The following is a 19,842-nucleotide window of genomic DNA, read 5'->3' on the forward strand; positions in this document are numbered from 1 at the left end:
ACTCGCTTTCCCGTGCAGGCTCGATGTTTGTACTGGTGGAAGTCGCATCCGAATTGCAGCGTGTCATGCCGTGGTCCTTCTGGTTGAGAGCTAGGAATCAAAGCCTCGCATGTTCGTTCGGCGGTTATTCTGATGCGTTCGGCGGATGCCGAGCATGCGGGTGCACCATTTCACGTTTTTGCTTCCCGAGATTGTTGGGCCACGTACGGCGCTGATACTGCCACTCGCCCTGCAAGCGGCTCGTGCAGCCGCCTTCTCACCCCGTCTGATAACTCAGAGTAGTTGAGTTGGCTCGCAACAGTTCAGTCCTTAGGCTCGAAGCGACCGGCTCGCCCAGCCGCACAATGGTTTCCATGCATTCTAACGTGTGTTCAAGAATATCGTCCGCTGGCCGCCAAGCGCCCGGTTCACCAAAGATCGCAACCGCCGACCCACCGAACTTGAACACCCCCCTTCTGGGCGCCACGCTTGAAGGGCTGATCAATTGGGTGGCGCTGCACGATGCGGCCCACGGTGAGCGCGCCGAACTCGACGAAACCGAGACGCCCAAAGTTCTCGGACTCCAGAATGTTCACTTGCCGCTCGTTGCGGATAGCCGTCCAGGGCGCGTCTTGGTAGAGCGCGTAGAACCTGTCGTAGAGTGGGGTCGATTGCAGCCACTGTAGGGGCGAGCGTCTCGGGCGGGTCTCGTAAGTGGCCTGGTGGTCCGGCAACCACTCCTCGACTGATCTGCCCTTGTCGCGGTCCCACAGCTTCAGTGACTTCGGGTCAGCTGCCATCATATCTCTCATGCGCCGGCTTACAGCCGAGCCACCTACTCGTAACCAACAACCAACTCTCTACGGTCACGTGGTTGCCTGTTGAGGCTTGCAACGGCTAACAACGAGGCCGTAGACCCGTTCTCGCATTATGCTTCGTGGTCAGCGCGTTTCAGCACCTTGCACGAAGCTGCAACGGTTGCTTGAAGCCGTTCAGCCGTCGAGAAATGGTCCATTTAATGGCCCAAAGTGAGCTTTGTCGCCGAGAAGACGACGAGCGGATGCGATCTTCTGGAATGCTTGGCGACTCGTGCCGGAACAACGAGCTTCGTCCTCCAGACGCCGCAACCTCTCAGTCGTAATCAGGGCTGCTGCGCCGCGATCTTCGACAGCTTCGGCGGAGAGTTCCTGCACAAGTGAAGCCATCTCAAAATCGATATCTATGACGTTGCGGGTGGCAGATAGCATCGGTAATTCTCCATATGATCTCGATCTAGGCTAGCGCGCGGAAGCAACGGTCGCCGCAACCCAGATTAATATTCTGCTGGTCCGTACAGCATCAAACAATTGGCCAGTTGTTCATTGACGGCATAGCCAAGCTCGGGCTCGAATGCATCTAATACCAGACCTCGCTGAGCCTGACTCTTCAAGGTCTGCCCGCGCGACGGCGCGGCGGCGGTCATCCGCCGGACCTCGCTGAATCCGACCTATGGGTTGAGTACAGTGAGACTTGGTATAAGCTGAACTATGGATTTGAGGCGGCGGATATAGAAGCTTCGACTAGAGCGTTTTCGGTTTAATCTAGTTCATAGCCTGCGGCGGCGAAGAAGTTGGCGCACTCGTCGGGTGTGACGGTGTCGACGAGGCGCCCGATGGCCGATCACAGCCCTTCGACGGTTCGCTATGCGGCCTTGCGCAGCAGCGCTTTTAGCTTCGAGAAGGCCATCTCGATTGATGGTGTGGATGGCTCCTGCTCCCGGCGTTGCGCTGGAGCATAGGCGGGATGTTGTCGCCTCAAGCTGAGGAGCCACCCATGTCCAAGCTTGTTACGGTCGGTATCGACCTCGCGAAGAGCGTTTTCCAAATCCACGGTGTCGATGAGAGCGGTCGTGTTCTCGTGCGTCGCCAACTCCGTCGAAGCCAGCTGCTCGCGTTTTTCGAAAAGCAGCCGCGATGCCTGATCGGCATGGAAGCTTGCGGAGGCGCTCACGACTGGGGGCGCAGGCTTCAGGGATTGGGGCATGATGTCCGGCTGATGCCGCCGTCTTACGTAAAGCCCTATGTGAAGCGCGGGAAGACGGACGCAGCCGATGCGGCCGCCATCTGTGAAGCGGTCACACGTCCCTCCATGCGGTTTGTCGCCGTGAAGAGCGAAGCTTGCTCTTCGGTCCTGGTTCTCCACCGCACGCGGGATCTTCTGGTCCGCCAGCGCACGCAGATCGGCAATGCGATCCGCGCTCACATGACGGAGTTCGGTGTCATCGCAGCCAAGGGCGCGCAGAATGTCGATCGGCTGCGAACGCAACTGCACCAACTACCGGAAGCGGCCCGATTGCCCGTCAACCTGCTCTTCGAGCAGTTGGTCGACACCGATACGCGGATCGAGCGGTTGACGGACGAGATCGAAGCGACCCACGCCCAAAGTGAGACGAGCCAGCGTCTGGCGACGATTCCGGGCGTCGGCAAGCTTTCGGCGACGATCATCGCAGCGACGACGCCGGACGTCGGCAACTTCGACTGCGCGAGGGACTATGCCGCCTGGCTCGGCCTGACCCCCAAGCCGCACTCCACCGGCGGTAAACAGAGGATCGGGCGGATCTCAAAGATGGGTAACCGGTATATTCGGCGGCTGCTCTATCTGGGCGCCATGTCGCAGATCATGGTGAGATCCAGGTGCGGTCCGAGACAGGACTGGCTGTCCGACCTGCTGGCCAGAAAGAAGACGAAAGTCGCCGCCATCGCGTTGGCACATCGCATGGCAAGAACGATCTTCGCTGTCCTCAGGGACGGCTCACGCTACCAGCCGCAGGCGACCACCGCCTGAACGGCTAAACGAACGGTCAGGGCGACGTGAGGTGATGGCGAACAAACGGAGAGGAAGAACCAGGACACCCCGATCAATCCGAAGCGCTTCAAGCGCGCTCGATTGAGTGGGACCTGTTCTCCAAGCGGACTTCATCAGGGCGCGCAGCGATCCCGCTGCAGATCAGACGCCGTATACATGGCCGCAACCGACCAGTTCACCCGAACCGATCCGACATCCTTGACCCGCAGGAGTCATCCATACACGGGTTGAAGTCGCTGCGCGGTCCTTCGGTTCGGGGCTATAGGGCGGGAGGAACAACAGCTGTGCGCCCGCGGCCTCAATGGCGGCTCGCACGGCGGCCCCTTGTGGCTGCCGAGGTTGTCCACGACGACGATGTCGCTGGGAACGAGCTCGGGCGCCAAGACGCGGTCGACGTAGGCCTGGAAGGCGTCCCGATTGATCGGCCCCCATCCAGCACGAACGGCGAGGCGATCCCGGACAGGCGTAGGCCCGCCACGAAGGTCGTGGTCTTCCAATGGCCATGCGGCACGAGCGAGCGCAGCCGCTCTCCGCGCGATGAACGCCCGCGGGTGCGGGCCATGTTGGTCGAAGTCCAGGTTTCGTCGAGGAACACGAGGCGGGCAGGATCGAGATCCAGCTGACCTTCGAACTACACCTCGCGGGCGGCCTTCACATCCGGGCGGTCCTGCTCGGTCGCGTGGGCTGTTTTTTGTACGTGATATCGCGCGCGTCGAGGAACGTCCAAAGGGTGCCGAGCCCGACCGTCAGAGCGTGCTCGTCCCGAAGCCGGGCCCGCATCTCCTCCAGGGTGATGTCGTCCTTTGCGCCGATCAGGCTGCGCAGAAACGCCGCGTGCGGATCGAGCTTCGAGCGGCGCGCGTCCTTGCGGACGGGCCGCCACCGTCCCGGTCGTCGTGAGCGCGGCCATCCAGCGGATCGAGGTGGCGATACCCACCCCAAACCGCGCGGCCGCCTGCTGGCGCGAAGTCGTTGCCGCGGCTTCCACCACCCGCTCGCGCAGATCCTGACTGTAGGGCCGTCCCATCGGTCGCTCCTCACCGAGAGCGTTCAGTGAATCAGCCCACCGCCTTCCTGTGAACCCTGCCGTATCGACTCAGCGCAAACCGAAAACGCTCTAGCGGCCAATGAGGCTGCCGGTATCATCTTAATTGGGTGGCTGTCTGCCTATCCGCTTTTGGCTGAAAAGTTAGTGAAGCAGCCCTATGCTGTTGCTGCCGAGCAGCTCTCAGGACAGCTTGACCGTTCCGTTGACCTCTGAGACGACGGTATGTTCTTCGTCCTGAAAGTATATGCCATGTAGCGTGGCGATCGCCCAGGCGGAGGCTCGACCTGGAACCGACAATTTATCTAGGTCGCAGTCACCCCTCACCCATCGCGACTCTGACTCGCTGCTCTTCGAGGTCGAGCTCGGCCATGAGCGATGACATCTCGTCATGGTCGAGCTCCTCTTTGTGATCGGCCAGCAACTTCGTCCGAGCGGCCTCGATCGCCGTCAACCGAAGGCCGAGGCGGGCGGCGAGACGTTCCCCCGCTCTGTCCGTCTGCTCGCTTACATGAGCAATCCGCTTAGCGCGTTGCCGGAGCTCACGAAGCAGGTCCTCCCCAGCTGCGGCGCGCTCCGGGTCCAGGCCTTCGAGTTTCTCGGTGACAGCTGTCATCGCCGCAACCGTGGCCTGGCTGCGCGCGTCGATGGCCTGCGGTGTCACGGCCAGGTTAACGGCGTCGTCCCCGGGCTCACTCAGATCCAAGCGGCGAATGAGGGGGCCGAGTGTTGTGCCTTGGATCACAAGGGTGGCAAGGATCCCGCAGAAAGCCAGGAAAAGGATGATGTCGCGCCCGGGGAAATTTGCCGGTAGGGCCAAGGCAGCAGCAAGGCTGACAACGCCCCGCATGCCCGCCCAGGACAGGACCGTTGCATGGCTCCACGGCGGCATCGGGTCGCGCTCTCGCAGGGTGCGCGACAACGCACGGGGCAACCACAGCGCTAGGAACACCCAAACGAACCGGCTGACAACAATGGCGGCCGAGATGGCCAAGCCAAGGCCGGCCAAGTGCCAGGGATCCTGTTGTCCAAGGCGGTCGATGATGCCCCGCAGCTGCAGGCCGATTAGAACGAAGACAAGTGCAGTGAGGACGAACTCGACGAAGCTCCATACCGCGCCTGCCTCTAGACGGGTGCGGGCGGTGAATGCTGCATGTTGATGCTGGCCGAGCACGAGGCCGCAGGCCACCGCCGCAAGTACGCCCGAGGCATGGACTTTCTCCGCCGCAAGGTAGGCAGCGAAGCCCGCCAGAAAAGAGACTAGTATGTCGAGCAGAGTGTCCTCTAGGTGGGTGAAGACCCACATGGCGACGCGACCAAGAACGTACCCGATCAGCGTGCCTCCGACGGCCGAGGTAAGGAACGAGAGAGAGGCTTGGCTGAGCGAGACCTCGCCGGCGAGCGCTGCGGCGACGGCGAAGCGGTAGAGGACGAGCGACGAGGCGTCGTTGAGCAGACTTTCGCCCTCAAGGATCACGACGAGCCGCTTAGGAATGCGGAAGTCCTTCAGCACCGACGCGGCCGCGACCGCGTCTGGCGGAGCGACGATCGCACCTAGCGCGATAGCGGCGGCCCAGGGCATATCCGGCACCAGGAGCTTCGTCGTCATTGCAACAGCTGCGGCCGTGAACACGACGGCGCCGAGAGCCAGGAAAAGGACGGGCCGAAGGTTGAAGCGGAAAGCTGGCCAGTCGATCCGGTAGGCGCTCGCTTGAAGCAATGGGGGCAGGAAAAGGACTAGCGCGAGCTGTGGATCTAGAGTGACATTCGGCAGGCCCGGGATGAGGGCGAGGGCCATGCCCCCGATAACGAGGACGACCGCGAGCGGAACGCGCAAGCGGCGGGCAAGCAACGCGAGCGCAACGCTGGCCGCGAGCAGGCCCAGCAAGGTCTCGAAGATCTCCACGTGAACGTCTCCTCAAGTGGGGACCGCTTCCGCATTTGAAGATTCAACTGTCAAGCTCGTACACAGATCCTGATCAATCGAAATCGGCGCGATGCTGCGGAGATGCCGAAAGGGGAACGACCGCTTCTGAGCACGGCTCCGATCGACTGCTACGGCAAGGATCGGTGGCTTTCCGTCCAGCCGAATGCGGACGGATCATCGCTGAAGCGGGCCTTGCAGATCAGCCCGTTTGATCCTCGTCGTCCTCGTCGGGAACCGTGTCGCTGAAGCGCACCGTGAGCAGGAGCTGAGCGTCCTCGTCCTCAATCTCGAAGGTGCAGACGAACCAGTCACGAATGAGGTACGTACGGGTTCGGGCGATATGGTCGCGTGCCGCCTCTAAAGCATACTCGCGCGCAGCGTTCAGGTCCGGCAGTTCCTCGCCCTCTTGGTCGACCGCCAAGCCAGCTGGCCCCGGGCGGTGACGAAGGTTGAAGTAGTAGCGGGGCATATCATGCTCCCTCGATCAGACGGGCATATTCGGCCTCCGTCGTGCCGTAGCTGCCGTTTGCCAACGCGATCAGGCCGTCTCGGTCCCGAACTTTGATGCGCCCACGCTGAGCCTTGATCAGCTGGTTGCCTTCCAGAGTTTGCACCGTGAGCGTCGCGCCCGAGCGCTGAACGCCGAGCATGAGCGCAATGAAGTCGTGGGTGATCGGGATTTCGTCGCCGTCCAGGCGATCGTGGCACATCAGGAGCCAGCGAGCGAGGCGCACGTCCATAGTGTAGGCCGCATTTACGTGAGCGGTCTGACGGGCTTGGATCAGCTTGGTTTGGATATAGCGCAGCATCAGCTTGCGCAGGGTCGGGCTGTAATCGACGGCAGCACAAAAATCGACGGCCTCAATGGCGAGCAACTCACCGGGAGCCTGCACGAACTCAAGGTAGGGGGTGCTGCCGCTGTCCAGCAGCACGGGCGCAACCCCCACTAGGCCTTCCCGTCCAATCATACCGATCTCGACGCGGTTGCTGGCTGCATCCGCCACAATGGAGATGAAGCCAACCTCGGGGAAGAACACCTGTGTGACGGGCTCATGGGGATGGAGCAACGTCTGGCGCAACTCAGTAGGCACCATGCGGAGGTGCGGCTGGAGCAGAGCAAAGTCGTTGGATGAAAGGCGCTGCAGTAGGCGGTTGCGAACGGTGGATTGTTTAGGCTGAGACACGGCTCCGCTCCCAATTGGGGCAAGAGCACACACGGTCTCCTAAGCGCCTGCGCCCGGATCACCGGCAAGCGATGGAATTAGGCTGTCACGACGAAAAGGGCACAGAAATAACATGTCAGAATATGCCGCGATCGTGGATGTCGAAGATGTACCGCGTCCCGCGCTTGCTCCGTATGAACCTCTATCAAGCCCCCCCCAACACAGTGCACTCTCTGTCCGACAGAGCGCCGAAACTCATACAACCGCCAGAATTTGAAGTGCGAAACGCTGAGTTGTTTAATCCGCAAACGTCCGCTTACGGGCAAGGCAGTGACCAGCCGCTACGACGTAGTCGGATCGACACCTGTCGGTCTGGTTCACGATACGGTAGGACCGAAGCCTGCGGAAGCTCGGCGCCGGGAAAACGGTCGTTTTCTGGACTCTTATGAGGGAGCCATATAGATCTGCGGAGCTAGGTTGGCAGTGGCGTTTTCGGTGCCGCGGGTCTGCCGAGTTATAGTTGTGTGTTGTTTCGGACAGAGCAACGAAAACTCATAAGCCGCGTTGTCAAGCAATCATTTAGATGTCTGCAGATTATATGCCTACTTGCTGAGCGCCTAGGGTGGCCCCGTATGCCTTTCACACAGCCAACCTCAACATCTCGTGTCGCGGCCCACATCGACATCAATGATGCGGCGCCTCGCCAGCTATGGCCCGAACAGTTCAGCATCACCCACCGACAGTTGCGAATAGCCATCAAAATCGCTGGATCGTAGATTTAAACGATTGCAGGTTTATTAGACAACCCGATTATTAAAATCAGAATTGTCTATTGAACCATGTCTTTCACAGTTCTTCATTTAATACTTTATGCGGTCTGCTTCGTTTATGCTACAGAACGTTACGCTTTCTTCACAGGCAATCGAGCAAGATGAGCCTATCCTGCCTATGTCCATTCGCCGGCACCTTGGGATGCAGTTGCGTGCTCTCTATGGCCCCCCTGTGGAGTAGTGTACCTCAACATCCATACAGGAGGTGTTGGAACGTCTTACAGTGGCATTGGCCGCCCACAGCGAGGCGTTGACAGCTGAGGTTCGTGCTGGGCTTGCGGCTCAGATGCCAAACCTGAGGCGCTTTGCCTTATCATTGACTAGGGACCCCGTTCGGGCGGACGATCTAGTTCAGGAAACGTTGCTACGTGCATGGCGAAGCCGGCACACGTACCAGCCCGACACTAATCTCGCGGGCTGGTTGACGAGGATCCTGCGCAACGGATTCTACACAGGCCACCGCCGGCGATCTCGGGAAATCGAAGATCCAGATAATGCCTATGCGGCATTGCTCAGCCTTCCTCCGACACAGGAAAGTCATCTTCACCTGCAGGATGTGCAGACCGCACTGAATCTGCTCTCACCCAAGCTCCGAGAAGTGGTGTTGCTGATCGTACTAAATGACATGAGCTATGAAGAGGCAGCATGCACTACAGGCTGCAGCCTCGGCACCATCAAGAGTCGTATGTTCCGCGCCCGCGAGCAGCTGGCACAGGCTCTCGGATAGAGTACCCCGCCCTGCCGGTGATCCTTGCCAGCGGATATGCCGAGTTGCTGGAGGACAGGCTTACCGGCCTGCTGCGTCTGGCCAAGCCGTTCGAGCAGATCGACTTGGCGCGCGCCTTGGTGACCCGGGATCGGTTCCGACCGGGCCTGGACGTGATGGTATCACACCGGCTGAGTAACAGGGGTGCTCATTCGGACTCCACGAGAAATTTCACGATGGCGTGGCTTTGCTGGGCCTGAAGGATGGTCGTCTCGATCATGCGGGCCACCTGCCGCGTTTCGTCCTGCTCCTTCTTCTGGCCAGCGAGGGAGGCGATCAGAGCGATCTGCGTATTCCGGCGCCGCTGGTCCTCCTCGACATCTCTCTGCAGATTGAGAAGCAAGCGGTCAGGGTCGCTCATGGATTCCTCTCGCGCCGACCTCCTACCCGGATACCGCTGGTGGTTATGCCAATAGCTCCGAGGGCGCCAGGAGATCCCGCTCCTCGATCAGCCTGCCAAGGGCATACTCAATGGCCACCACGACCCGCACCGCCTCGGAGATGCTTTCCTCGTAAACGACGGGGTCATGCAGAGGGTCGATCCAATCGACGAGCCGCGCCTCGGTCATCTCGATGAGGCGGTTCATGACGTCGAGTCCCTGCGGCTTGGGCTCGCCAGTGTTCTGATGGTTCATGACCATCCTGCCTAGGCTTAGATGTCATGCATTATTATCTCAGGTTAGGGCAATCAATCTAGTGGGTGAAGGCGGCTCAACGAAGGGGCGTGCTAATCACGTCATCCCCTGGCAATCGGCTCCTATGAGACTAGTTGCTTTAATTCTCGGCCAGCCCGTAAAGGGCAGCGGATGCGGCCTGCTGGCGGATCTCGCGGTGGTCGTAGCGGGCCTCGATGGTGAGGACTGCGATCATAGCGAACTCGCGGGCCTCTTCCACGCCTCGGGCGTAGGCAGCGGCTTCGGTTGGGGTCATGCTGCTATGTCCTTTGATTATGGGCTGTGAATTGGTCCCCATCGCGTGTAGCGACCAAAAAGGGCCATCAAGTCATACGCTTACCCGCCAGGGTGATTACCTCCGGTGTGGGTGCGAAAGAGCACGACGGCGGTAACGGTTGAGTCCTACATCAACATCACACAAGAATTCACGGCCTGTAGCGGTGTGATCGCTCGCGTTTCCTCGAACCAGACGTAGGCGTCGAACTGCTCCGGCAAGATGGCCTCGAAGTAGTGGCTCGCGCGCTCGGTCTCCGGACGGTAGACCACCCCAATCGCCCGTTCGAGCTGGGGATGAGCCAAAGCTTCGCGCAGCGCGCTGGCTCGCGTCCCCGAAGATCGGTCAAGCTGCATCCGTGGCCTGCATCACGGAATAAGCCCTCGTGGCTGTCGGCTCTTGCTGGACGAACCGGCATTACCTGCATCGGGTCGTCCCTATCATCCGCGGCCGCAACCGTGCCGCGGTCAGTGCCAAAGCCGATCAGCACTGCCTCCTCGCCATACGCTGTCTTGGCCAACTCGCCGATGTTGAATTCTCCCTCCCACCCCATCGCCGTCGCGGCTGCGTTACCGATGTGCGAGTTGTGCGCCCAGACGACTGCTTTAGAGCCACCGCCGACGAGCGATTGAAGCGTGTCGAACATGTGTCGGTCTCGCACGTTCCACGACTCGGCTGAGCCCCGGTACATGATGCGGTAGTACTGCTCCGCCGAGTGCACGATGCGGGCGTTCTGAGCTGCGTCCAGGTAAGCCTCTGAGTCCTGTGCGGCGTAGGTGATGCGCTTCAGCTGCAAGTCCTTGAGGATCTCGGTGAAAGCAGCCTCGCTCGGGTGCTTGGCTCCAAACATCACTTCGCGGCCGTATCGCTCCGGCTTGGTGTGCCAGGGCGTCAGGCAACCGTAGCGATCGCGCGCTTGTCGCGCCGCAGCTGGATCGACCCCATCGAGGTAGTGCAAGACCGCTTCCATGGAGGCTGCCAGGCTGTAGACATCGAGACCACGGAACCGCACCTTGTCCGCAACGTCGCGTCCCGCATTGAGGCTCCGTAGGCGTCCGGAGAAGTCCAGCATCTCCGCATTGCGCCACATCCAGGTGGGGAAGCGCCGGAAGGCTTGCCGCGGATACGGGGTGGCAGCGCGATGCCCGATAAAACGATCGATGTAGGCTGCATCTGGCCAGTCCGCTTCCACGGCGATCACCCTAAAACCGTGATGCTCGATCAGGTGCTGCGTGATAGCTGCGCGGGCCTGGTTGAACTCCGCGGTTCCGTGCGTGGCTTCGCCGAGCAGCACGACCCTGGCACTACCGATCCGGTCGAAGCGCGCTTCGAAGTCCGCCTCGTACGCTTGGGGCAATGGCTCAGCGTGCTGGCGCAGGAGCTCAACGAGATGGTTGCGGTCGGCGGGTGCATCCATGAGCAGTCTCCGACTTGCAGGAGTAGGGTCACGGGGGGCGTGGCTTGAGAGCCGGAGCCTCAATTCAGGAAGCGCACAAAGGCGGCTGCCACCATCTCGGCTGGGACCACATGGCCGCCGCTGAAGGCCCGATAATCGACGTCATATCCGGATTGTATCAGTGCCGCCGCGACACGCTCGCCACAATGATGGATCGGTAGAACGGGGTCCTGTCGCCCGTGGGAAATGAAGATGCGCGGCTGATCTACGGTTTGTGCGGGAGCGGCAAAGCCGGGCGAGAAGGCAAGGACGTCTCGGAACAAGGTACCGTTCAAAAGCCCGAGCGAAAGCGCGTACGAAGCACCGTCCGAGAAGCCTGCGATTGCGATGCGTTCTGGATCGATCGCATGGTTCCGGAAGACCTCCTCAAGGGCGCGATCCAGGAACGCAACGTCCAGTCCGTAGTCTCGTTGGATCAAGTCCCAGCTCGCGCCCCGGGCGTCGGGTGCGAGAACGAGGACGGAATGGTCGTCCGCACACGGTGTGACCATCGGCACGACGTCGCGCGCCGAGGCTCCCGCGCCATGCAACATGATCATCAGGGGAGCCGGCCGATATGGATCATAGGAGGCGGGAACATGCACCAGACCGTCCCGGCCATGCGCGAGTCCGAGGGACCTTGTACCTGGATCGTGACGACGGGTTCTGCTCCCGCTACGGGGTCGTGAGGCTAGAACACCGATCGCGTGGGCTGTGTCAGAAGGCATTCGACACCCGATCCGGAACGAAGGTGGGCAAAGAAAACGCCACTGAAACGAAAGACGGCAGTTTGACCCGGCACATTGGCAATCTCACACGGCTCGCCCTGCTCAGGGCGGAACGTGCCGAGCGCCGAGGCAGCGATATCGATCTGCTGAGGCACACGTATCCAACGCGCCAAGTCATCTCACTTGCATCATCCAAGTGAAAGCCCCGTAGCCAAGCACGCTGACAACGGAAAGGCCGATGAGAATGAGAGAGGCCCGAGACTCTCGAATCTCTTCGCTTGTCTTGCCTTCCTTCCCGAAACAGCTCTCGATCAGAAGTCGCCGCATCTCGTTGTGAGCTCCGGTTCGTCACTATCTCGGCTCATCGACGAGGCGAGGCGGAATCGAGAATTGGTGGTAGGGCGGCGGAGAGGAGAGCGTCCACTCGAGGGTAGTGGCACCTTCGCCCCAGGGATTGTCTGCCGCGCGGACCTTCGAGCGGAAGGCGAGAACGACGCCGATGAAGAAGACCACCATGCCGAGGGCGAAGATGTGACCGCCCCAGGTCGAGACCTTGTGCCAGCCAGCGAAGGCCTCCGGGTAATCGGCGTAGCGGCGCGGCATGCCGGCCAGACCCAGGAAGTGCATCGGGAAGAACAGGATGTTCGCACCGATGAAGGCCAGCCAGAAGTGCAGCTTGCCGGCCCATTCCGGGATGACGTAGCCGGTCATCTTCGGGAACCAGTAGTAAACACCGGCGAAGATGATGAACACGGCGCCGAGCGACAGGACGTAGTGGAAGTGCGCCACGACGTAATAGGTATCGTGCAGGTAGTAATCCACCGCGGCATTCGCCAAGACGACCCCTGTGACGCCGCCGACCGTGAACAAGAAGATGAAGCCCACGGCCCAGTGCATCGCGGCGGTGAAACGAATCGAGCCGCCCCACATCGTCGCGATCCAAGAAAAGACTTTCACGCCGGTGGGCACCGCGATGACCATGGTGGCGAAGACGAAGTAGGACTGCGTCTGGAGCGACAAGCCGTCGGCGTACATATGGTGCGCCCACACGACGAAACCGACGACGCCGATGGCGACCATGGCGTAGGCCATGGCAAGGTAGCCGAAGACGGGCTTGCGCGAGAAGGTCGAGATGATGTGCGAGACGATGCCGAAGGCCGGCAGGATCATGATGTACACTTCGGGGTGACCGAAGAACCAGAACAGGTGCTGCCAAAGGATCGGATCACCACCGCCCGCCGGATCGAAGAAGGTCGTGCCGAAGTTGCGGTCGGTGAGCAGCATGGTGATCGCGCCGGCGAGAACCGGAAGCGACAGGAGCAGCAGGAACGAGGTGACCAACTGGGCCCAAGCGAACAGCGGCATCTTGTGCAGGGACATGCCGGGCGCGCGCATGTTCAGGATGGTGGTGATGAAGTTGATGGCGCCGAGGATCGAGCCGGCACCGGAAAGGTGAAGGGCGAAGATCGCGAAGTCGACGGCGGGACCGGGATGCCCCAGGGCCGAGAGCGGTGGATACATGGTCCAACCGGTACCGGTGCCGTTCGCCCCCGGCGCACCTTCAAAGAAGAGTGAGCAGAGCAGGCTCGCAAAGGCGGCAACGGTCAGCCAGAACGAGATGTTGTTCATGCGCGGGAACGCCATGTCCGGCGCACCAATCATAAGTGGAAGGAAATAGTTGCCGAAGCCGCCGATGAGCGAAGGCATGGTCATGAAGAAGATCATGATCAAGCCATGGCCCGTCACGAAAACATTGTACGTTTGCGGATTGGAAAAGTACTGCAGCCCAGGCTGCTCGAGCTCCATCCGCATCGCGTAGGATAGAAAAGCCCCGATGATACCGGCGTTGAATGCAAAAATCAGATACAGGATGCCAATATCCTTGTGATTGGTCGAGAAAAACCACCGCTGAAAGAACGGTGGCTTACTATCGAGCACATTCGCATGGTTGTTTACAACTATTGTTGTCATCCAGCCGCCCTGCGATTCGACGAATCAATCCTCAAGTAATACTACCGCGATGATGTAGTGCTGCATTAACGAAAATCTATTGATAGATGTTTATTAAATAAACGCCAAGCTCCGCCGGCTTGTGTATGCTGACAGAAACTTAACACGTGAGAATTGACGAATGCAGAGATACAGCAAAAGCCGGCAATAGCTTTCGATTCGCGGATGGCACGGCTTCGAAGAAAAGGCATTACACATCGCGGAATATGATTGGCCAGAGGCTTAGTGGAGCGGACCGTCAGCCGTTTGAATGGGCTTCTGTCTCGGCACCCCAAATCGCCGCCGCGATTTTATGGCGGTTCACGTAAGTCCCTGTACAGAGAAGCATCCGCACGAACTTTCGGTGGCAACTGGTCACGCGACCCTTGAAGACGGCAATAAAGCCGTGAATGTAGGCCTCCAGCTTCACTCAGGAGATCTGGCTAGAGACTGCCGGCGGGCATGCTGAGACATCGCTAGTTTCGAGCAAAACTGTGAAGGCGCGGTGCTGCACTTTTGTCGTCGCGCATAGAGACATGAATGTTTCTGGGCTTCGTGCGGAGATCCTTCACAAACGCGCTTTCCTCCGATCATTGTGAGGCCGAAAGAGGCATCGCCTATCCCAGGGGATCGCTCGCGAGGATGATTTGTTGAACCGCGTGTATCGAACGAAGCGTCGCAGGTTCGGATGAGCCGTTTGTCGCCTCGAATTCAAGCTCTTCGAGACGCTCCAAAAGATATAAGCGGGCTTTTTGTGCTGAACCCGGAAGCTGGTCACAAAGCAAACCGACCAGCTTGCCCATGACGGGATCGTCAAAAGCGTCCAATGTTCTTCTCATGAGACACCAAATATCGAAGTCATATCAACAATCGTTGCTGCTTTGGCCCTGAATTACTTTTCCAGGCTCTGGCTTCTTCTCATCCTTGCCGGGAACCGTTTCCGCACCCAGATTATTCAGAGCACCAACTGTCTTGGGAGCCCCCGCCTTTTCGCCACCGGCAAGATTTTTGGTCGAGGTATCAACGTTCGAGGACTTGTCCTGAACGCCCTGCTTGCCCTGGCTGCTGACAGTCGTACCGATCGCGCAGGGTGCTGCAAGTGCCGTGGTCGTTCCGAACGCGATAATGACAATAAGCGATAGGATGGGTCTCATGGTAACCTCCGATGTGCTCACGACGGTTTGAACTAAGCGGATATGCTTTTCATGGTTTCATCGGCTGCTTCCGCCCCCTGCGCTGCCGTTGGGAACGGCTTGCTCTGGATGGTTGGCATTGCCTCCCGCCGCGGAGTCTGTAGTAATGGTTTCAGCACCTGTCGCGCCACGAGAGATAATGACGTCGCGATCATTGCCGGTTGTGTTCGGCTGCAGCTGGATAACCGTGCCAGTGGTATCTGGATTTTGCGGGACAGTAAGACTCTGTGCCGCTGCCAAACCTACGGTTGGAATGACCAGCGCAATAGCAAGAATAGACGACTTCAAAAGCATAGCTTGCTCCACCGAGTTGTGAAGTTCAAAACCTCAACCACCCGAAGGCGTTCCATAGTCTAGAGCTTCGTGTGGTTTCCGACGAAGATGCTTTACCTTAACCTCGATACTAATCTGGCTGGCAATTTCTCGGGGGGGATCGCTTTTGGTGCGGTATGTCATACGAAGCGCTGGAGTGCTCATCGAACAGGCGAAGCGCAGTTGCTATTGGACGGGCTCGTGGGACAGCCAGCGATCGGATAGGGAGGCCATTCGAACGAGGATTGCTGATGTTCGACCATCCAGCGCAAGACTTTTGGCTCTTGCCGAAGCAGATACTGCCAACCTTCGGCAAGTAGGACCAACAGTTCGTCTGGGCTTAACAGCATATCCTGCAGATCCGAACCGATCCCTGAGAAGGTGACTATTCTCTGGCCACACGCCTCATCGCGGTGGATTCGGTCCGCTTCGGCGTTCACGCGTTTGCCGAGTTCCAAATCTCGGAATTGACCGACCGGCCGGGTATGGAAAACGGAAATCCCGTCGATGATGCCGACATCGGTGTACCGAAGGCGTTTCGGCCATAGGGAATCCAGCCCCCATCCCCATCCGGTCGTCGATAGCGCAAACGTTGGAAGGAGCCGTTCAAGGGCTTCTCTCGTGAAACAAGGGACCATGATCTCAACGAAGCCAACCCGGCGCGCAAAGAAATTAGAGTTCCGCATCGTTATGTAATGAGCATAGTGTGAGTTTTCGCTGAGTGAAGGCGCACAAAGCTGGAAACGCAAACTTCGAGCCGCCGAAAAGAACTTGCTGATAGTATCCTGGTCGGTGAAGATATCGTCGTCCGGAAGCCAGATGAAATCGTAATCCCGCCAACCTGACCAGTCCTGCAGGAGTTGCTGGAGACCTGTCCACTTTGGCCCCGGGTAAACCTCGCTGACCTGGCAGTGGAGATCGGATTGGTCTCCAATGGTTTGGAAAGGACACAGACACAGATCCCAGTCTCGTGGCTTTCCCGCGTCGACCCAACATCGATGAAGGGAGTTCCGTCCGACCCGCGCGAGAACAAGGCTTTTTCCCAAAGTTCAACTCCAGACAAAGTATTTAAGCCAGCGCGCTGACTAACGAACGCCTCACCGGCGGAGCGTCAATTTTTCCCCACCTTCCCCCCGTGAAAACTCCTCCTTTCACATCCAACGGCATTAGAAGACGTTAGACGATCTGCTTCGGAGAACTGGATCAGCACGCTCGGGCTTGGCGTGGCCTTAAACGTACCCATCGTGATTACGCGTCGAGCCCCCCTTGGCTCGTCGCGCTCACTGTCCTTACACCACTAGACGCCATTCTTGGATTTTTTACTTTGACCTATGTTTGCGGGGATTGATTTGCTTAAATAAAATGCCTAACATAAGGTATAGACAATAGATATTTGGATAAAGATTCGATCTTATGTTGTTGACTGAAGCGCCGCACACAACAGCTTAGCTTTGCTTTCGGCTAAAAACCGGTGGCGCGAAATAGCATGGCGGCCCTTTAAAAGTTCTTGGGCCGACACGGGAGACTCGATATGGTGCCGGTACATTGGCGAGAACGCAGTCTCGGTCGATACAACTCCAGCGAAGTCGGTGCCGGCCGAGAGCGTTGCAATTTCAAGGCGTGCATTTTTGAGTTCGCGCTTGGATTCGATCTATGGTGGCCGACAGACAGAGACAGTTGAGGCTAAGCGCGGCCTTTTTGGGGCACCAATGGCGCTAAGTCCTTTGGACGGTTCGGTATGGTTCAGCACCGGAACCAGTTTCCCTGACTTACACTTGTTCCGACTTCGAGAAAGCCAGCAAACAATGGGATTATTGCGGTCGGCAGCGCCCAAGGTAAGCGTCGTTAGGGGGGGGGTGGGTTGGTCTACGTTCGTTCGGTCGATGTCGCTGAGATCTATCTTAGCAATGGGCGACTGTTACATTTCATGTGGCGTGTGACTTCGGCGCTCGTCGCAACTCGGCAATTGACAGCGATGCCATGACGAGCGCGGAGACGCTGGGCCAGCCTCGCGCTTATCTATCTGCAAAGTGGTTTAGGAGGCTGAGAAGTAGTTATAGCACACGGGACATCTCCTGCTAGGAGTTCGCGTGTGTCCGCTGGATCGATTATTATCCGTATAGGCCAGTTTTCGCGATCGTAAGCCATAGCGTCTTTCTACCAGGGTCGAGAACGTTACACGCCGCAAGCCAGGAGGTGCGACGCGGTCCGGAAAAACAGCTTTTTTGAATAGGTTGGGTACGCTGCCGGTCGAGAGATTCCGCCTCATGCGCAGGTTAATGCAGAGCAGATACCGTTTGCTCTTTCCTATCAACTCAAGGCTTTGGAGGTTCCGTTTGCAAGCCCCTACCAATTACCCTGATTTCCGAAGTTCTGAATCTCCGGATTTGACCCCTTTCATGTGGCGCGTCGCTGTTACGGCCGCGCTCGGCGGTTTCCTATACGGCTACGACACGGGCATAATATCTGGAGCGCTTCTTTCTATCAGTTCCGAGTATCAGCTCTCACATTCCACGCAGGAGATGGTTGTTGCGGCAATCCTCCTTGGGGCAACTCTCGGGGGACTGAGCACCGGCTGGTTTGCAGATCGGTTCGGTCGTCGACGCACCATCATCGCTATCGCGGCGGTCTTTACCTTCGGTGCCGTAGGTGCCGGCCTGGCGCCGAATCCCGGTTTCCTGGCATTTGCGCGTGTCATCCTCGGCATCGGGGTGGGTGCATGCTCCCAGTCGATACCAGCTTACGTCGCCGAGCTGGCACCGGCGGAGCAACGCGGTAAGCTGGTCGTAGCTTTCAGCGTAGCGATTGGTTTGGGGATCGTGAGCGCGAGCCTTGTGGGCTACGGTCTGCATGGCATAATGTCGTGGCGCTGGATGATCGCGATCGCTGCCATTCCGGCCGTGATCCTATTTGTCGCGATGTTCGATCTCCCCGAGAGTCCGCGTTGGCTGATCGCCCATAACCGGGGGGAGGAGGCTCGCGAAGCGCTTTCGCGCGTCCGCTCATCTGGCTTCACTCTGGATCCCGAGATGGCGGCCATCCGAGAGACAGTTCGGCACAGCCGCGCTTCCGATACCCTAGGGTGGCGCGGACTCGCCGCGCCCTGGGTTAGGCCCGCCGTGATCGCCGGTTGCGGGACTGCAGCCTTTACTCAACTGGTCGGTATCGAGATGATGATTTACTACACACCGACCCTGCTTAAGGGGGTGGGGTTTGCAGAAACGAGCGCGCTCCTGACTAATGTGGGCATCGCCCTTATCTACCTCGTCATGACCGCGCTGGGACTCGCCATTGTTGACCGGGTAGGGCGGCGTCGCCTCTCGCTTCTGACGCTTCCGGGTGCGGCGGTGTCGCTGGCGATCCTCGGTTCACTGTTCTTCCTGGGACGGACCGGCCCAGCGGACACGCCATACATTATCGGCTGCCTTTTTCTATTCATGGTATTCCAGGCCGGTGGCCTGCAAGTCATCGGCTGGCTGACCGGATCTGAAATCTATCCGCTTTGCGTGCGCGGGGCTGGTACGAGCGCCCAGGCAACCATGGTCTGGGGCTCGAACCTACTCTTGACGGGCACCGCTCTTACGCTGATCCACCACCTCGGAGCGGAAGGAGCGATGTGGGTGTATTCTAGTATGAATGTCCTGGCATTTATCTTCGTGTGGCGCTTCCTCCCCGAACTGAAAGGACGCAGCCTTGAAGAGGTCGAGGAAGCTCTTCGTCAGGGGTGTTTTACGCCTAACGACTTCGATGCAGGCCATTCTTCAAGGGCGATATCAACGTCAGCAACAGCGGGGCGGCTGGGGGATGCTGAGAAGGTTGCGTGAGGTCCCAGCGGATACTTTAAGACCTCACATTTAGGAATTGTCCCGCTTTTAGGGGCAATGGAGGTAACTGATACGCCCCCGGAAGCGGGTGCCGACTTGCAAAACGCGGAGACACATGCTGCCGCCAAATGAAGGTACTCGGATCCCGGCGGGATACTTGTGCAGTTCCTGGTCACTCGCGTCGCGGCTATAGCACCGAAGTCGGCATAATGTCCGACCAGCCGGGCTGCATCATACCTTTCGGACTGCCGCGAGCGCAGGACCGTAAACAATTTTATGCGGTTATGCGGCTCAACCAACTGCCAGACGTGCCCAAGTGGGTCCTCGGAGACTCTGGCTGCGCCAGCGGGGCTCTTAGCATCTGTATCTGGGGCATGCGACACGCAGTCTTTGGTCCTGCCTCAGCATCATGGGAAGCTTTTTATTCTCTTTCAGGTTTCGATCAACGTGGTATCGACGGTGCAGTGGTCGCTCCACGGGAGCCGCTCGACCGGCTTCAGCGATAGCAAGCCCGGCATTTAGGCATAGGCGACATTCCCTTTCATCAACCGGTCGTGGTTGTGCGTGAACGCCGTTGGATACCGGACCGCGGCATCTATCCCCGGGCCGATGTCCGTCGAAAGGCTCAGGATGGGGCCAGCGAAACGCCAGATTGTCGTCGATCCGCTCCATCGGCATTCGCCCTGAGCGCACCGAGAAAAACGCCTGCAACAGCCTCCCCCACAGCATGACCTTCGTGGGATAGAGGGCCGCCTCATCCCCGGATACGGCGCCTCGAATCGTCCGTTCAGCCTCCCCGCAGCGCTTCATCGGCCACAGCTCGGATCGGCCGAAGCGGGTGGTTCGCCGGAACGCGCTC

General features: G+C 59.1%; 17 protein-coding genes and 3 pseudogenes. 3 read left to right on the forward strand and 17 right to left on the reverse strand.

Annotation, left to right across the window (positions count from 1 at the left end; all coding sequences use genetic code 11):
• Nucleotides 1–407: 407 nt before the first annotated feature.
• The 4 genes and pseudogenes from ACYQOP_RS07925 to ACYQOP_RS07940 all read right to left on the reverse strand — a co-directional run.
• Nucleotides 408–779, reverse strand: a complete 372-nt coding sequence (locus ACYQOP_RS07925) for a phosphatidylserine decarboxylase (RefSeq protein WP_461222003.1) — start codon at nucleotides 777–779, stop codon at nucleotides 408–410.
• Nucleotides 780–971: 192 nt separating this feature from the next.
• Nucleotides 972–1,226 carry a hypothetical protein gene (locus ACYQOP_RS07930; RefSeq protein WP_461222004.1) on the reverse strand — a complete coding sequence of 85 codons (255 nt, stop codon included), beginning with the start codon at nucleotides 1,224–1,226 and terminating at the stop codon, nucleotides 972–974.
• Nucleotides 1,227–1,291: 65 nt separating this feature from the next.
• Nucleotides 1,292–1,441, reverse strand: coding sequence for a hypothetical protein (locus ACYQOP_RS07935; protein WP_461222005.1), 150 nt, complete (start codon nucleotides 1,439–1,441; stop codon nucleotides 1,292–1,294).
• A gap of 113 nt (nucleotides 1,442–1,554) precedes the next feature.
• A pseudogene (locus ACYQOP_RS07940) lies at nucleotides 1,555–1,725 on the reverse strand (IS630 family transposase); the annotation flags it as partial.
• Nucleotides 1,726–1,791: 66 nt separating this feature from the next.
• Between ACYQOP_RS07940 and ACYQOP_RS07945 the strand changes: the two are divergent.
• Nucleotides 1,792–2,802 (forward strand): IS110 family RNA-guided transposase, encoded by a 1,011-nt coding sequence (locus tag ACYQOP_RS07945; RefSeq protein ID WP_419951587.1) that lies wholly within the window; start codon nucleotides 1,792–1,794, stop codon nucleotides 2,800–2,802.
• Nucleotides 2,803–3,075: 273 nt separating this feature from the next.
• On the opposite strand, the pseudogene ACYQOP_RS07950 reads toward ACYQOP_RS07945, so the two are convergent.
• The 4 genes and pseudogenes from ACYQOP_RS07950 to ACYQOP_RS07965 all read right to left on the reverse strand — a co-directional run.
• Nucleotides 3,076–3,850, reverse strand: a pseudogene (locus tag ACYQOP_RS07950) (IS630 family transposase); the annotation flags it as partial.
• Nucleotides 3,851–4,184: 334 nt separating this feature from the next.
• Nucleotides 4,185–5,774 carry a Na+/H+ antiporter gene (locus ACYQOP_RS07955; protein ID WP_461222006.1) on the reverse strand — a complete coding sequence of 530 codons (1,590 nt, stop codon included), beginning with the start codon at nucleotides 5,772–5,774 and terminating at the stop codon, nucleotides 4,185–4,187.
• 220 nt (nucleotides 5,775–5,994) lie between these two features.
• Nucleotides 5,995–6,264, reverse strand: a complete 270-nt coding sequence (locus ACYQOP_RS07960; protein WP_461222007.1) for a DUF6894 family protein — start codon at nucleotides 6,262–6,264, stop codon at nucleotides 5,995–5,997.
• Nucleotide 6,265: 1 nt separating this feature from the next.
• Nucleotides 6,266–6,979 (reverse strand): Crp/Fnr family transcriptional regulator, encoded by a 714-nt coding sequence (locus ACYQOP_RS07965; protein ID WP_461222008.1) that lies wholly within the window; start codon nucleotides 6,977–6,979, stop codon nucleotides 6,266–6,268.
• A 1,095-nt stretch (nucleotides 6,980–8,074) separates the two neighbouring features.
• Between ACYQOP_RS07965 and ACYQOP_RS07970 the strand changes: the two genes are divergently transcribed.
• Nucleotides 8,075–8,515 carry a sigma-70 family RNA polymerase sigma factor gene (locus tag ACYQOP_RS07970; protein ID WP_461225243.1) on the forward strand — a complete coding sequence of 147 codons (441 nt, stop codon included), beginning with the start codon at nucleotides 8,075–8,077 and terminating at the stop codon, nucleotides 8,513–8,515.
• A 187-nt stretch (nucleotides 8,516–8,702) separates the two neighbouring features.
• Here ACYQOP_RS07970 and ACYQOP_RS07975 read toward each other — a convergent pair whose 3' ends face one another.
• The 9 genes and pseudogenes from ACYQOP_RS07975 to ACYQOP_RS08015 form a co-directional block, all read right to left on the reverse strand.
• Nucleotides 8,703–8,915: a hypothetical protein gene (locus ACYQOP_RS07975; RefSeq protein ID WP_461222009.1), complete on the reverse strand. Its 213-nt coding sequence runs from the start codon at nucleotides 8,913–8,915 to the stop codon at nucleotides 8,703–8,705.
• Nucleotides 8,916–8,958: 43 nt separating this feature from the next.
• Entirely contained in the window at nucleotides 8,959–9,189 is a 231-nt protein-coding gene (locus ACYQOP_RS07980; protein WP_461222010.1) for a hypothetical protein, read from the reverse strand.
• Between the two features lie 139 nt (nucleotides 9,190–9,328).
• Nucleotides 9,329–9,484, reverse strand: a complete 156-nt coding sequence (locus ACYQOP_RS07985) for a hypothetical protein (protein WP_461222011.1) — start codon at nucleotides 9,482–9,484, stop codon at nucleotides 9,329–9,331.
• A gap of 146 nt (nucleotides 9,485–9,630) precedes the next feature.
• Nucleotides 9,631–10,919 (reverse strand): annotated as a pseudogene (locus tag ACYQOP_RS07990) (erythromycin esterase family protein).
• 59 nt (nucleotides 10,920–10,978) lie between these two features.
• Nucleotides 10,979–11,497, reverse strand: coding sequence for an alpha/beta hydrolase (locus ACYQOP_RS07995; RefSeq protein ID WP_461222012.1), 519 nt, complete (start codon nucleotides 11,495–11,497; stop codon nucleotides 10,979–10,981).
• Between the two features lie 519 nt (nucleotides 11,498–12,016).
• Nucleotides 12,017–13,636, reverse strand: coding sequence for a cytochrome c oxidase subunit I (ctaD, locus tag ACYQOP_RS08000; RefSeq protein WP_461222013.1), 1,620 nt, complete (start codon nucleotides 13,634–13,636; stop codon nucleotides 12,017–12,019).
• Nucleotides 13,637–14,271: 635 nt separating this feature from the next.
• On the reverse strand, nucleotides 14,272–14,457 hold the full coding sequence (locus ACYQOP_RS08005) for a hypothetical protein (RefSeq protein WP_461222014.1): 186 nt from the start codon (nucleotides 14,455–14,457) through the stop codon (nucleotides 14,272–14,274).
• 60 nt (nucleotides 14,458–14,517) lie between these two features.
• Nucleotides 14,518–14,808, reverse strand: a complete 291-nt coding sequence (locus ACYQOP_RS08010; protein ID WP_461222015.1) for a hypothetical protein — start codon at nucleotides 14,806–14,808, stop codon at nucleotides 14,518–14,520.
• Nucleotides 14,809–14,865: 57 nt separating this feature from the next.
• Nucleotides 14,866–15,141 carry a hypothetical protein gene (locus ACYQOP_RS08015; protein ID WP_461222016.1) on the reverse strand — a complete coding sequence of 92 codons (276 nt, stop codon included), beginning with the start codon at nucleotides 15,139–15,141 and terminating at the stop codon, nucleotides 14,866–14,868.
• 2,417 nt (nucleotides 15,142–17,558) lie between these two features.
• On the opposite strand from ACYQOP_RS08015, the gene ACYQOP_RS08020 reads away from it, so the two are divergent.
• Nucleotides 17,559–18,983 (forward strand): sugar porter family MFS transporter, encoded by a 1,425-nt coding sequence (locus ACYQOP_RS08020; protein WP_461222017.1) that lies wholly within the window; start codon nucleotides 17,559–17,561, stop codon nucleotides 18,981–18,983.
• Nucleotides 18,984–19,842 lie beyond the last annotated feature (859 nt).

This window comes from Methylobacterium sp. CM6247 (assembly GCF_054817925.1).